At 69.7% G+C, this 13,154-nt stretch carries 17 protein-coding genes; 8 read left to right on the forward strand and 9 right to left on the reverse strand.

Annotation, left to right across the window (positions count from 1 at the left end; genetic code table 11):
* Position 1: 1 nt before the first annotated feature.
* The 3 genes from KV396_RS10200 (at position 2) to thrC (ending at position 2,448) form a co-directional block, all read left to right on the forward strand.
* Entirely contained in the window at positions 2–409 is a 408-nt protein-coding gene (locus KV396_RS10200) for an arsenate reductase ArsC (RefSeq protein WP_247955649.1), read from the forward strand.
* A 35-nt stretch (positions 410–444) separates the two neighbouring features.
* The gene (locus KV396_RS10205) at positions 445–939 is read left to right on the forward strand and encodes a methylated-DNA--[protein]-cysteine S-methyltransferase (protein ID WP_247955650.1); all 495 of its coding nucleotides are present in this window, start codon (positions 445–447) and stop codon (positions 937–939) included.
* A gap of 105 nt (positions 940–1,044) precedes the next feature.
* Positions 1,045–2,448 (forward strand): threonine synthase, encoded by a 1,404-nt coding sequence (thrC, locus tag KV396_RS10210; protein WP_247955651.1) that lies wholly within the window; start codon positions 1,045–1,047, stop codon positions 2,446–2,448.
* Positions 2,449–2,454: 6 nt separating this feature from the next.
* Here thrC and KV396_RS10215 read toward each other — a convergent pair whose 3' ends face one another.
* The 5 genes from KV396_RS10215 to KV396_RS10230 form a co-directional block, all read right to left on the reverse strand.
* Positions 2,455–2,868, reverse strand: coding sequence for a VOC family protein (locus tag KV396_RS10215; RefSeq protein ID WP_247955652.1), 414 nt, complete (start codon positions 2,866–2,868; stop codon positions 2,455–2,457).
* Between the two features lie 98 nt (positions 2,869–2,966).
* Positions 2,967–3,233 carry a glutaredoxin family protein gene (locus KV396_RS10220; RefSeq protein ID WP_247623288.1) on the reverse strand — a complete coding sequence of 89 codons (267 nt, stop codon included), beginning with the start codon at positions 3,231–3,233 and terminating at the stop codon, positions 2,967–2,969.
* A 91-nt stretch (positions 3,234–3,324) separates the two neighbouring features.
* Positions 3,325–3,456 carry a hypothetical protein gene (locus KV396_RS16820; protein ID WP_282185337.1) on the reverse strand — a complete coding sequence of 44 codons (132 nt, stop codon included), beginning with the start codon at positions 3,454–3,456 and terminating at the stop codon, positions 3,325–3,327.
* 54 nt (positions 3,457–3,510) lie between these two features.
* The gene (locus KV396_RS10225) at positions 3,511–3,810 is read right to left on the reverse strand and encodes a hypothetical protein (protein ID WP_247632827.1); all 300 of its coding nucleotides are present in this window, start codon (positions 3,808–3,810) and stop codon (positions 3,511–3,513) included.
* A 51-nt stretch (positions 3,811–3,861) separates the two neighbouring features.
* Positions 3,862–4,872, reverse strand: coding sequence for an FUSC family protein (locus KV396_RS10230; RefSeq protein WP_247955653.1), 1,011 nt, complete (start codon positions 4,870–4,872; stop codon positions 3,862–3,864).
* Positions 4,873–4,920: 48 nt separating this feature from the next.
* On the opposite strand from KV396_RS10230, the gene KV396_RS10235 reads away from it, so the two are divergent.
* Together KV396_RS10235 and KV396_RS10240 are read left to right on the forward strand one after the other, a co-directional pair.
* Positions 4,921–6,267 (forward strand): M20/M25/M40 family metallo-hydrolase, encoded by a 1,347-nt coding sequence (locus KV396_RS10235; RefSeq protein ID WP_247955654.1) that lies wholly within the window; start codon positions 4,921–4,923, stop codon positions 6,265–6,267.
* Positions 6,268–6,319: 52 nt separating this feature from the next.
* Positions 6,320–7,783: an MFS transporter gene (locus KV396_RS10240; protein ID WP_247955655.1), complete on the forward strand. Its 1,464-nt coding sequence runs from the start codon at positions 6,320–6,322 to the stop codon at positions 7,781–7,783.
* Positions 7,784–7,792: 9 nt separating this feature from the next.
* Here the strand turns inward: KV396_RS10240 and KV396_RS10245 are convergent, their stop codons facing one another.
* The 4 genes from KV396_RS10245 to KV396_RS10260 are packed head-to-tail and all read right to left on the reverse strand — an operon-like array spanning position 7,793 to position 10,132.
* On the reverse strand, positions 7,793–8,197 hold the full coding sequence (locus KV396_RS10245) for a VOC family protein (RefSeq protein WP_247955656.1): 405 nt from the start codon (positions 8,195–8,197) through the stop codon (positions 7,793–7,795).
* Positions 8,197–8,406, reverse strand: a complete 210-nt coding sequence (locus tag KV396_RS10250) for a hypothetical protein (protein WP_247955657.1) — start codon at positions 8,404–8,406, stop codon at positions 8,197–8,199. The genes KV396_RS10245 and KV396_RS10250 overlap by 1 nt, the downstream gene beginning before the upstream one ends.
* A gap of 15 nt (positions 8,407–8,421) precedes the next feature.
* Positions 8,422–9,375 (reverse strand): DNA-3-methyladenine glycosylase family protein, encoded by a 954-nt coding sequence (locus KV396_RS10255; protein ID WP_247955658.1) that lies wholly within the window; start codon positions 9,373–9,375, stop codon positions 8,422–8,424.
* Between the two features lie 46 nt (positions 9,376–9,421).
* The gene (locus KV396_RS10260) at positions 9,422–10,132 is read right to left on the reverse strand and encodes a winged helix-turn-helix domain-containing protein (protein ID WP_247623280.1); all 711 of its coding nucleotides are present in this window, start codon (positions 10,130–10,132) and stop codon (positions 9,422–9,424) included.
* Positions 10,133–10,458: 326 nt separating this feature from the next.
* On the opposite strand from KV396_RS10260, the gene KV396_RS10265 reads away from it, so the two are divergent.
* The 3 genes from KV396_RS10265 (at position 10,459) to KV396_RS10275 (ending at position 13,055) form a co-directional block, all read left to right on the forward strand.
* Complete coding sequence (locus KV396_RS10265; RefSeq protein WP_247623279.1) at positions 10,459–10,767, forward strand: GNAT family N-acetyltransferase; 309 nt, start codon at positions 10,459–10,461, stop codon at positions 10,765–10,767.
* 52 nt (positions 10,768–10,819) lie between these two features.
* A complete protein-coding gene (locus KV396_RS10270; RefSeq protein ID WP_247955659.1) occupies positions 10,820–11,284 on the forward strand; it encodes a DIP1984 family protein in 465 nt (154 codons plus the stop codon).
* 325 nt (positions 11,285–11,609) lie between these two features.
* Complete coding sequence (locus tag KV396_RS10275) at positions 11,610–13,055, forward strand: MFS transporter (protein WP_247955660.1); 1,446 nt, start codon at positions 11,610–11,612, stop codon at positions 13,053–13,055.
* The last annotated feature ends 99 nt before the right edge of the window (positions 13,056–13,154 follow it).

Here is a 13,154-nt window from a genome sequence, read left to right on the forward strand (position 1 = left end):
CATGACCTCCGCTGCCGCTAAGCCCTCGGTCCTGTTCGTGTGCGTGCACAACGCCGGCCGCTCGCAGATGGCCGCAGGATTCCTGCGGGAGATCGCAGGAGACCGCATCGAGGTGCGCTCGGCCGGATCGATGCCCGCCGACGCGATCAACCCGGTCGCGGTCGAGGCGATGAACGAACTCGGCATCGACATCACCGCCGAGCAGCCGAAGGTGCTCACGACCGAGGCCGTCCAGGCATCGGATGTCGTCATCACCATGGGATGCGGCGACGCCTGCCCGTTCTTCCCCGGCAAGCGCTACGAGGACTGGACGCTCGACGACCCGGCCGGGCAGGGGATCGACGCGGTGCGCCCGATCCGGGATGAGATCCGCGCCCGGATCGAGACCCTCGTCTCCGAACTCGTCTGATCCTCTGCGGGCTGCGGCCGGAGGGAGCCCGGGGCATGTCGTGGTTCGGAACGCTGCCGACGCCGGTGGGAGTCATCGGAGTGGTCAGTGACGGCACGGCGGTCACGCGCGTGACGTGGATCACCGAGGCCCCGGCCGGGGCCGAGGTCGGCCCGGATCCGCTGCTGAGCGAAGCCCTCGGGCAGCTGACCGCGTACTTCACCGGTCGGCTGACGCGGTTCGACCTCCCGATCGAGCTCGGCGAGCAGACCGTCGCGACACGGGCCGTGCTGACGGTGCTGCACGAGACCGTCGGCCACGGCGAGACCCTCACCTATGGCGGCCTCGCGGCCCGGAGCGGCACCGAGGTCCCCGCCCGGGGGATCGGATCGATCATGGGCGCCAATCCGGTGCCCCTCATCGTGCCGTGCCATCGCGTCGTCGCGGGCGACGGTCTCGGCGGGTACTCGGGCGGCGTCCCCGGCCACGGTCTCGAGGCCAAGCGCTGGCTGCTCGAGCACGAGGGTGCGCTGCCCGCGTCGCTGTTCTGACGGTTCGTTCCGGAGGCGCCGGCGGCGGCATCCGTCATCGCGTCATCGACGCGCCCGACGTCCTGCGAGAATGGACGTGCCGAAGTCCCGAACCGAGGAGCCAACGTGCAGTTCATCTCCACCCGCGGCGGCATGCAGCCGCAGCCGTTCAGCGAGACGCTGTTGGAGGGCCTCGCGCCCGACGGAGGGCTCGCCGTCCCGGCCGAGATGCCGACCGTCGACACCGAGACGCTCGAGCGCTGGCGGGCACTGACCTACCCGCAGCTCGCGACCGAGGTGCTCGGCCTCTTCGCCACCGACATCCCGCGCGAAGACCTGGCCCGGATGACCGAGGCGGCCTACGCGCCGTTCCCGGGCAACGTGGTGCCGCTGCGCTCGATCGGCGACGGTCTCACGCTCGTCGGCCTCTCGGAGGGCCCCACGCTCGCCTTCAAGGACATGGCGATGCAGTTCCTCGGGCAGGTGCTCGAGTACGCGCTGGAGCGCAAGGGATCCGTGCTCAACATCCTCGGAGCGACCTCGGGCGACACCGGATCCGCCGCCGAGCACGCGCTGCGCGGCAAGGAGCGCGTCTCGGTCTTCATGCTCTCGCCGCAGGGCCGCATGAGCGCTTTCCAGCGGGCGCAGATGTTCTCGCTCGACGACGACAACGTGCACAACATCGCCGTCGAGGGCGTGTTCGACGACTGCCAGAACCTCGTCAAGCACCTCGCCGGAGACCTCGACTTCAAGCGGGCGCAGAACCTCGGGGCCGTGAACTCGATCAACCTCGCGCGCATCACCGCACAGGTCGTCTACTACTTCTGGGCGTGGCTGCGGGCGACGGATGCCGACGGCCCGACCGAGGTGTCGTTCACCGTTCCGTCGGGCAACTTCGGCAACATCCTCTCCGGTTTCTTCGCGAAGCAGATGGGGCTGCCGATCCGCCGCCTCGTGCTCGCCGCCAACGAGAACAACGTGCTCGACGAGTTCTTCCGCACGGGTGTCTACCGGCCGCGCAACGCGGCGCAGACGCTCGCGACGTCGAGCCCGTCGATGGACATCTCGAAGGCATCGAACCTCGAGCGCTTCATCTTCGAGCTCGTGGGCCGTGACCCCGAGCGCGTCGTCGGCGCCTGGCGCGACCTCGATGAGCAGGGCTACTTCGACTTCGCCGGCGATCAGCCGCGCTTCGCGCTCGAGTACGGGATCGTCAGTGGCACGTCGACGCACGCCGACCGGCTCGAGACCATCCGTTCGGTGTACGCCTCGACCGAGGAGATCATCGACCCGCACACGGCCGACGGCGTGAAGGTGGCGCGTCAGTACGTGGAGGAGGGTGTGCCCATGCTCGTCCTCGAGACCGCTAAGCCGCACAAGTTCGCCGAGACGATCAACGAGGCCATCGGTGTCGAGCTCGATTACTCGAAGGAACTCCGCGAGATGCTCGGCGCCCCCCAGCACGTCACCGAGATGGCCGACGACGAGCACGCGCTGCGCGCGTTCATCGAGGCGCACGCCCTGCGTTGACGCGCGTCACTCCTCGGGGTCGCCGTGCAGCATCCAGTCGATGCCGAACCGGTCGACGAGCATCCCGAACGTTCCGCCCCACGGCGGAACGTCGAGCGGCATGGTGATGGTCGCGCCTTCGGCGAGCTTGTCCCAGACCTCTTGGGTGCGCGCCTGCGTGTTGCCGCTGAGTGAGACCGAGATCCCGGCGGGCTTCTGGTAGGGCATCCCGTCGGGGGTGTCGGACGCCATGAGCACCAGGCCGTCGGGCGTGGTGAGCTGCGCGTGCATGACCAGGTCCTTCTGGCTGGGATCCTGCACCATGTCGGGGAAGTCCCCGAACACGCTGATGTCGAGGTCTCCGCCGAGCACGCTCTGATAGAACTCCATCGCCTGGCGGGCGTCGGTGCGGAACGACAGGTACGGGTTGAGATTCGCCATGACTGCTCCTGGTGAGAGGGATGCCCCGGGTTCGAGGCACGATCAGTCTGCGTCGGTCCGTCACCGCGCACAAGAGAGGTCGGCGAGCGCGTCCCGGTTCAGGCGGGGAGAGCGCGAACCGCGGCGGTGAGCACCTGCGGGACGGTCGGCACGCCCTCCGCGCGGAAGACCGTCTCGCCGTTCGCCGCCCGGATGATGACCGTCGGGGTGAAGCGGATGTCGAGGGACTCCGCCGCGTCGGGATCGCGTGCCACGTCGATCTCGGTCACGGTCGCATCCGGCAGGAACCGCACGGCGTCGGCGAGGACGGCGCGAGTGCGCGCGCACGCACCGCAGAACGCCGATGTCACGAGCGTCAGCTCCATGTGCGTCTCCTCTCGGCGGATGCCTCCACCGATGCAACCGCCGGGCGCAGGTTCGTGTTCCCGCCGCCAGGACTCGGTCGCGAGGCGCCGCTCAGAACGCGGTGCGTTTGACGAGGCCGCGATTCCTGCGGATGTTCTCGTAGTCCCACTGGATCGCGCGCGACTCGGCGAGCCAGGCGGCGACCGCGTCGGTGTCGACGTCGTTGGCCTCGACGAAGATCACATCGGCGGCCTGGAACGATCCGGATGCCTCGAGACCCGGTGCCGCGAACGTCGGTCACTCCCTGTCCAGGCCGAAGTTGCGCTTCACGAGCGCCTGTACGTCGCGGTCGAGTCCGTCGATGCGGTGCCCGACGATCTCGAAGCGAGAGTTCATCTCGGCGCGCAAGCCGCCGAGCTCTGCTCGCAGCACGCGGATGAAAACGGTCGAGACCATCGTCATCATGCCGAACATCAGCGCAGCGAACGCGCCGATCATCGTCCAGATCTGCGGCTCGGTCATGGCGATCATCCCCCTCGTGTGCGTCGTCGCGTCCATCCTGCCAAGGCTCGCACGGTTGTTCAGACCGCTCAGCACGATCGGTGGAAAACTCGCTCAGGTCGTCATCGGTGGAGGGGAGGCGCGCCCTCACGCATCCCTCGCCTCCGCCCGCGGATGCAGCACACCCGAGGCGGCGCCGAGCACCGCGCCGACGATCGTGTCGACGATCCGCTCGCCCGCGACGTCGAGCGACCCGATGCTTCCGGTCGCCGCGCCCGTCAGCAGCAGCACGAGCGGGGTGATGAACACGAGGGCGAGGGCGTAGTGGCGCACCACGACGAGCTCGATCGAGAATTGCAGCAGCCCCAGTAGCAGGGCCAGCCAGATGCCGGCCGGGTGCAGCAGCGCGAGCAGGATGTAGAGGCCGGCACCGACCACGGTGCCGAGCATCCGATGCAGCCCGCGCTGGAAGGCGGCGCGTCGTGCGGCGGCCACACCGATCACGGCGACGGCCGAACCGACGATCCAGTAGGTGCGATCGGGATCGATCACGAGGCCGAGCAGCACGCCCACGATCGCGACGATGACGACGCGGAGCAGGAGCATCCGGGAATCCGCGTTCCAGGCCGGCCCGGGGAGGAGCTCTCGCATCGGGCGCGCCCGGATCCGCCGGATGCGGGGGAGCGCGAGCGGCGCGAGGGCGACGAGGTACGAGAACAGGCAACCGCCGGTGAGGGCTGCGAGATAGACGAACGGGTCGATCGTTCCGGAGGCGACGACGTGGGCGGACAGGCCGTAGACCAGCACGAAGAACAGGGGTCCGGGAGGGCCGAGCCGGAAACCGAACGCGAGAGCCGCACTCACGGTCGCGACCACCACGACACCGATGCTCACGACGAGGGTGTTCCCCGCGACGAGGATGCCGAGGGCGGCGCTCAGGAGCAGCGAGACGGCGATGATCGGCAGCACGCGCGCACGATCGACAACCGGGGCGGAGCCCGCGTAGAGCACCGTGAAGGCACCGGAGGCGGCGATGTAGCCGAGCGGTGCCTGGCCGAGGACGGTCGACACGGCGATCGGTGCCGCGATGCCGATCGCGGCCTGGAGGGCGAGGGGCCAACGCGGTCCACGGGAGGGGGCGAAGGCGAAGAGGCTCACCCCTCCATTCTCCTCCTCGCTCCTGCGGAGGCGGACACGGTCGATACGATGGCGAACGTGACCCCCACCGTGCGCCCCGGCATCGATGAACGCCTCTCGCGGATGATCCAGCTGCCGACCGTCTCGGCCGAGCTCGAAGAGCGGGGGCGGGAGCCGTTCGACGCCTTCGTCGCCCTGATCGCCGAGCTGTACCCGTTGACGCACGAGAGTCTCGCGCTCGAGCGCCACACCGATTTCGGGCTCCTCTTCCACTGGCGCGGGAGAGCGGAGGCATCCGATGGGCCGGTCGTGCTGATGGCTCACTACGACGTCGTCCCGGTCGACGAGAGCGATGCCTGGACGCATCCTCCCTTCGCCGGTGTGATCGCCGATGGCATCGTCTACGGGAGGGGCGCGCTCGACGACAAGGGGCCGTTGATCGTCGTGCTCGAAGCCGTCGAGAACCTGCTCGTCGACGGTTTCGTCCCTGCGCGCGATGTCTACCTGTCGTTCGGTGGCAACGAGGAGACCTACGGGCACGCGGCGCAGGAGATCGCCGCGGTGCTTCGCGACCGCGGCATCGTTCCCTGGCTCGTCGTCGACGAGGGAGGAGCGGTGGTCGATGCACCCCTGCCGTTCGTACCCGGGCGTGCGGCGATGATCGGCGTCGGCGAGAAGGGCGTGATGACCGTGCGGCTCTCGGCCCGCGGGGACGGCGGTCATGCCTCCGCCCCACCGACCCTCACGGCGGTGCGGCGCATCGCGCGCGCGGTCGATCGGCTGGGCCCCACGACGTTCCGGCCGCGGGCGTCGACGGCGATCCTCCGGATGCTGTCGCGCCTCGCCGACCAGACGCCCGGGTCGGCGCGGCACCTGCTCCGGGTGCTCGCCTCCGCGCCGCTGCTCACGGCGCGGGTCTTCGCCGCGCTCGGGGGAGAGCCGGCGGCGCTCGTGCGTACGACCGTCGCGCCCACGATGCAGTCGGGCGGGACCGCGGCGAACGTGCTCCCGTCGCAGGCATCCGCCACCGTCAACCTGCGCATCGCGCTCGGAGAGACGACGCAGCAGGCGGTGCTGCGCGTGCGTCGGCGCGTGCGCGACCCGCTCGTGAAGGTCGAGGTCGTCGAGGCGAGCGAACCGTCGCCCGAATCGTCGACCGAGAACGCGCAGTTCGCGCTGCTCGCCGAGGCGCTCGAGATCTCGCATCCGGGCGTGCCGGCCGTGCCGTACGTGATGATGGCGGCGACGGATTCCCGGCACTTCCATCGCTTCTCCCCGGCGGTGTACCGCTTCGCTCCCCTCGAGATGTCGAACGCTCAGCGGGCATCGATCCACGGCGTCGACGAGAACGTCGAGATCGCTGCCCTCGCGCGGGGAGAGCGGTTCCATCGCGCACTCCTCGAACGGCTAGTGTGATCTCAGTCGCCCCTCGATGGGTCCGGGGGCCCCACGAGAAGCAGGAGTCGCGATGACGCGCACGCGCACACTCGGCACTCTGGCCGCCGTCGTCGGCTACCTCGCGTTCGTCGAGTTCACCAGCGGCGTGCTGCAGGGATATTACACCCCGATGCTCACGGACATCGCCCGGCACCTCGGCATCCACGACGCCGACGTGAACTGGCTCGAGGGCACGCAGCTCATGCTGTCGGCCCTCGTGGTGCCCGCCTTCGCGAAGCTCGGCGACATGGTCGGCCACAAGTGGATGCTGTTGATCTCGACGGCCCTCACCGCCGCGGCAGCACTCGTGCTGCCGTTCACCGACTCGTTCGGGGTCTTCCTCGTCGCGTGGACGCTCATGGGCTTCTACGTCGTCTGGCTCCCGCTCGAGATCGCCCTGATCTGGTCGCGGTCGCGCCGGATGGAGGGGCGCTCCACGATCACGGCGAAGGCCGCCGGTCTCCTCGTCGCCGCCCTCGAGGGGGGAGCGATCCTCGGGGCGCTCGCCGGAGGTGCACTCGTCGACGTGCTGCCGCTGACGGTCGTGCTCCTCGTGCCGGCGATCCTCATCGTCGTCTGCTTCTTCGTCATCCTGTTCGGGGTGAAGGAGTCGCCCGACCCCACGGGCGGTGCGTTCGACACGGTCGGGCTCATCCTCATCTCGCTCGCCCTCGTGTGCTTCACCGGTGGACTCAGCCTGCTGCGCCTCGAGGGCGGCCTCGTGAACCCGTGGTCGTGGGCGGTGGTGCTGCTCGGGATCGTGCTGGTCGTGCCGTTCGTGCTCTGGGAGCTCCGCCGCGACGATCCGCTGATCGACGTGCGCATGTTCCGCTCACCGGCCCTCGGCCCGGTGTTCCTCACCGCCGGTCTGTTCGGCGTCAGCGTGCTCGGCGCGCAGGCTCCGCTGTCGACCTTCGCGCGCACGGACCCGGGTGTGCACGGCTACGGGCTGGGCACCTCCGGCTTCCAGACCTCGCTCATCATCGGGCTCTATCTCATCGCGATGATCGCCGGCGCGCTCCTGTTCCCGCTGGTCGCCCGTCGCACCACGCCCCGGCTCACGCTGATGGGCGCGTCGCTGTTGGTCGGGATCGGGTTCCTGCTGTTCCTGCCGTTCCACGACACCTACGCGCAGGTCGTGACGAACATGGTGATCGCCGGGCTCGGCTCCGGAGCGCTCGTGGCTGCGCTTCCCGCGGCGGCGGCATCCGGTGCGCCCGCCACGCAGACGGGCGTGGCGACCGGCCTGACGAACTCCGTCAAGACCGTGGGCGGGGCGATCGCATCGTGCGTGTTCGGCATCGCGCTGTTGAACGGCGTGGCGGAGTCGGCCGGTGCGGCGGCCGAGGGCACCGCCGGGTCGCTCGCCGGGTACTTCACCGTGTGGATCGTGTGCGGCGTCACTGCCCTGGTGGCGGCCGTCACTCTCGTCTTCGTGCCGAAGACGGCGTTCACGGATCGTCCCGCCGAGGTCGAGGCGTCGCCGGTCATCTGACCTCGGGTGTCAAACGTCGCGCGGAGGGTTGTGCATGAATTCGATGCGGATGCCGCCGTCGTCCTCGACGAACGAGGCGTAGTACCGCTCGGTGAAGCGCGGGTACTCCTTGGGCTCGCGCACGGGTGTCCAGCCGGCGGTGACCGCGATGGTGTGCAGTCGCTCGACGTCCTCGCGGGAGCCGACGGCGAACGCCAGGTGCTGCCAGCCGACGCGTCCGTGACGGTGCGGTTCGGGGTCGTCGTCGCGCGGTGCCATGAGGATCAGCTCCGTCTCGTCATCCTTGTTCCAGGAGAGCGAGTGATCGTCGCCGTGACCGATCGCGAAGCCGAGCGCGGCGAGCACAGGGGCGAACTGGGCGCGCCCGCGTTCGAGGTCGGTGACCGTGATGCCGAGATGATCGAGGAGGGGCATCAGAGCTCGATGCCGTGGTCCTCGTCGTTGACGCCGGCCTTGTGCCCGCGCCGCGACTCGTAGCCGAGGAACCACCCGATCCAGACGATGGCGGCGAGCAGCACGCCGAGCCAGACGTTCTGGAAGATCAGGCCGATCACCACGCCCAGTACCAGCAGGCCGACGGTGACGATCAGGCGGAGCGCGAGTCGACGACGAGACGGGTTCATGGTCACAGCCTAGGGCTAGCGGGCGCGGTGGTCCTCGGGCGCGAGGCGCGGACCTCGGCGCGGCTCCTGCACGCCGCTGGCGTGGATGAGGCGGAGCACCCGCTGCCGATGGCCCGCCCACGGGGCGAGGAGCGCGAGCATCCCGTCGTCGTCCGTGCGCGTGCCGGTCAGTGCATAACCGACCTGGTGCGCCAGGTGATAGTCGCCGACGCTCACGGCATCCGCATCTCCGAGCGCGCGGATGCGCGTCTCGGCCGAGGTCCAGAGGCCGATCCCGGGCAGGCTGGTGAGCACGCGGTCGCGGTCGACGCCGGTCTCTGCGGCGCGCGTGGCGCGTTCGATGCTGTCGCCGCGCTGCGCCGCGCGCACGAGCGTCTTCGACTGCGGCGGCTCGACGCCGGCGCGCTGCCAGATCCATGACGGGATCGTGCGCCAGACGGAATGCGGGGGAGCGGCGTGCATCGGCCGCGGGGTCGGGCCGGGGGCGCGCTCGCCGTAGCGGGTGACGAGGTAACGCCAGGCCCCGAAGGCTTGCATGCCCGTGACCTTCTGCTCGATGATCGCGCACGCGAGCGCGTCGAACACCTCGTCGGTACGCGTGAGCCGCAGACCGGGGTGACGGTGGGCGGCATCGGCGATCAGCGGATGCCGGGTCGGATCGAAGCCCTCTGCGTCGTCGTCGGCCCCGCAGAGCCGGGGGGCCCGGTCGAGAGCATCGCCGGCTCCCGGGCCCCAGGCGGTCGCCCGCACCTCTCCCGAAGAGGCGCGGAGTGCGATCGTCGCGATGCCGGAGGGGGTGCGCAGAGCGCGCCAGATGACGCCGCCGTCGATGACGGTCGTGGGGTCGTTCCGTCCGCGACGCAGCATCCCCACGGTCCGCAGCAGGTCGAGCGGATGCTCCGGTCGGTACACGATCTCGTGCGGAGCGCGCGCGGCCTCGGCCGCATCGGCATCCGCTGTCATCGTCATGCGCCCACCCTACGTCGGGCGTCCGACAGAGCGGTGGGCGTGCGGATCAGAAGCGGTCGGGCGAGGGGGTGCCGTGTCCGTAGCGGATGACGACATCGGCGTGGCGATCGAAGCGGTAGCCGATGCCGCGCACGGTGCGGACGATGTCCTCGTAGCGGCCGAGCTTGGCGCGCAGTCGGCGAACGTGCACGTCGATCGTACGCTCACCGGGCGTCTCGTCGTCCTGGGCCTGCCACAGGGCCGAGACCAGCTCCGACCGCTCGATCGTGCGGCCCTCACGGAGCACGAGGTACTGCAGCAGCTCGAACTCCTTGTAGGTGAACGCCGCGGACTCGCCGTCGATGAGCACGCGCTTGCGCGAGATGTCGACCGTCACGCCGCCCTCTTCGTCGACAGCGTCGTCCTCGGCCGCGGCCTTGGTACGGGCGATCGCACCGGGCTCGTGCAGGGCGAGACGCACCACGTCGAGGTCCTTGCCGCCGGAGCCGTGCGGGGCGAGGGCCACCGTGGCGTGCGTCTCGGCGCCGGGGGCGAGTTCGGCGAGCGTGCGGCGGAGGGCGTCGACGAGCAGCGGAAGGCTCACGCCGGCCTCGGCGGCCTTGATCTCGTCGAGACCGACGTAGAGGGCGAAGCCGCGCGGCGAACGGGCGGCGGGAAGATCGGCGGCGGTGTTCAACGGTGCGTCTGCCTCGGTGCGTGCGGGAACGGTGCGCAGCGGGGCGGTGGCGGGACGCTCGAGAAGTGCGATGTTCGACATGATGATGAAGTCCTCAGGACGTGAGCCGATGGGCTCTGATGCGTTGCATGAATGACCGGGGCGAGCCGGGAAGCGAGCAAAGGGTGGATGCTCGGGGACCCCTGCCTCGAAGATCGCGAGGGACGGGGTCGGGCGGGTGGCTGTTCGTTCAGCTGCACATTCGGCAACACATGCCAACGCGACCGGGCATCATCATCCCGGCAGTCCCGTTCGCCTCCTGGGCGGACAAAGGGCGTGCGTTGGTGGTCATGGGGGGATTATGTCCGATCGTGTCGGCCCGTGTCAAAACGACCACACGATCGCGTGGCGGGCGTAACGTGGTTCCGATGACGAAATCGACGCTCGCCTCCGGCTTCATCCTCACCGACGAGAAGGACGCCTCCCGCTACACGCTGACCCGCGACGGGCAGCTCGTGAGCGTGCTCGACTACCGCGACGACGGTCGCACCATCGCGCTCACTCGGGCCTTCACGATCCCGACTTTCCGCGGCCACGGCTATGCCGGGACGGTCGTCGAGGGCGCGGTCGCCGAGATCGAGGAGCGGGGTGACCGCAAGGTCGACGCGGTCTGCTGGTACGTCGCCGACTGGTTCTCGGCGCACCCCGAGAAGGCGTCGTTGCTGCGCTCCCGGTGACCGCCTCGTCCGTGACGTTGTGTTACGACGTCGATTTGGAAGGATGGGGCGTATGAAACTCGCCGAGGCACTCACCGCACGGGCCGATCTGCAGCGCCGGATCGAACAGCTTCGCGCGCGGATCACAGCGAACGCCCGTTTCCAGGAGGGGGAGGAGCCCTCCGAGGATGCGAACGCACTGCTCGTCGACGCCGAAGCCGACCTTGCACGGCTGCGCGATCTGATCCGCCGGATCAACGCCACGAATGCACGGCTCGATCTGGGGACCGACGGCACGATGACCGACGCGCTCGCGACGCGGGACGTGCTGCGGCTCCGGCATTCACTGCTGGCGGATGCCGCGGCATCGGCATCCGGCAACACGCAGTTCCCCCGGCAGATGCGTTCGGAGCTGCGACAGATCTCGGCGCTCCCCGTGGCGGAGCTGCGGGCGAACGCGGATCGGGTCGCGCAGGAGCTGCGCGAACTCGACAACCGGATTCAGCAGGCGAACTGGACGTACGATCTGGAGGAGTAGCGGAAGTCGGTAGTCACGACGAGGCGGGCACAACCCCCGCCGGGAGGGGCAAGTCCCGCACCTGTGGGCGGAGGGCAGCCCTGATCTCGCATCGCGCAGCCCCGCACGCCGCACAGGTGATCGCGCACCGCGCATCTCGCATCACCGCGTGCCGATCGTCGTGACGAGGGTGGGTCAGGGGACCTTCCGCTTACGAACCTCTCGATCGACTTGTTATAGTCGAGCTCTGCTCAGCCCCGTCGGCTGAGGTGGTCAGGCGCCCGCGGCGCGCTGGTCCGAGGCTCGAAACCTCCGGCATCCTTCACCAGACACCGGAGGTTTTTCTATGTCGTCATCCCTGCGCGCCCGCCCTCAGACCCGATGGTGGGCGCTCGTCGTCCTCTCGTTGACCCAACTGGTCGTCGTCCTCGATGGCACCATCGTCAACATCGCTCTGCCCCGTGCTCAGGCCGCTCTCGATCTCAGCGACGTGCAGCGCCAGTGGGTCGTGACGGCCTACGCCCTCGCCTTCGGAGCGCTCCTGCTCCTGGGCGGCCGGATCGCCGATTTCATCGGACGCAAGCGCGCGTTCCTGATCGGCATGCTCGGCTTCGGAGCCGCCTCCCTCTACGGCGGTCTCGCCCAGCAGGGCTGGGAGCTGGTCCTCGCGCGAGGCCTGCAGGGCGTGTTCGCCGCCCTCCTCGCGCCGGCGGCCCTGGCGTTGTTGACCGTGACGTTCCCGACTGGACGGGAGCGCAACACCGCCTTCGCCGTGTTCGGCACGGTCGCCGGCACCGGCGCGGCCATCGGCATGCTGCTCGGCGGCGTCCTGACCGAATTCGCCGACTGGCGTTGGTGCCTGCTCGTCAACCTCGTCTTCGTCGTGATCGGCGTGGCCGGTGGGGCGATCGTGCTGACCGAGAGCGCGGCCGAGGGCAGCAAGCGCCTCGACATCGCGGGTGCCTTGAGCGTCACCCTCGGACTCGGGTCCCTCGTCTACGGGTTCAGCCTCGCCGAGGGCGGGTGGGCGCAGCCCCTGACGATCGGCTTCCTCGTGCTCGGCGGCGTGCTCCTCGGACTCTTCGTCTGGGTCGAGAGTCGGGTCGCGCACCCGCTGCTCCCGTTGCGCGTGGTCGCCGACCGCGTGCGCGGCGGCGCGTTCCTCATCCAGGGTGTCGCCGGCGCGATCATGATCGGCGCGACCGTGTACCTGACGTTCCACCTGCAGTTCGTTCTCGGCATGGGAGCGCTCCAGGCAGGGCTCGCGAGCCTCCCGCTCCCGATCGCGACCATGGTGCTCGCGCCGATCGCGACCAAGCTGCTGCCCGTGATCGGTCCGCGCCCGATGCTCGTGGTCGGCCCGCTGATCGCTGCGGTCGGCCTGTTCACGCTCTCGGGAATCACACCGGACGGTGCGTACGTCGTTCAGATCGCCCCGGCGCTGGTGCTGCTGGGGATCGGGATGGGCTTCGTGTTCATCCCTCTGCAGAACCTGGCGCTCTCGGGGGTCGCGCCGCACGACGCCGGGGTGGCGTCGGCGGTCGCGAACTCGGCGATGCAGATCGGCGGATCGATCGGGTTGTCGGTGTTCACGGCGGTCTACGCGGCCGCGGTCGGTGGACACGCGCAGACAGAGGTCGGTCCGGAGCGGCTCACGGATGCCTACGGCTGGACGTTCATCGCCGCATCGATCTTCATGGTCGCCGCCTCGGTGATCGCGGCGACCATGGTTCGCGGATCGAAGAGCGAGCTGCTGCCGTCGCTCGGAGAGGCCGTCCCCTCCGCGCACTGAGCGGAGCCGGTCGCCCGTCGGGCGGCGGATCGACGATCGGCCCCGTCGATCCGCCGCCGGGGAACGGCTGCTGCGGCACGCCTCGGACGGAATGTCGGT

The organism is Microbacterium galbinum (genome assembly GCF_023101185.1).
In the GTDB taxonomy this organism is placed as follows: Bacteria; Actinomycetota; Actinomycetes; order Actinomycetales; family Microbacteriaceae; genus Microbacterium; species Microbacterium galbinum.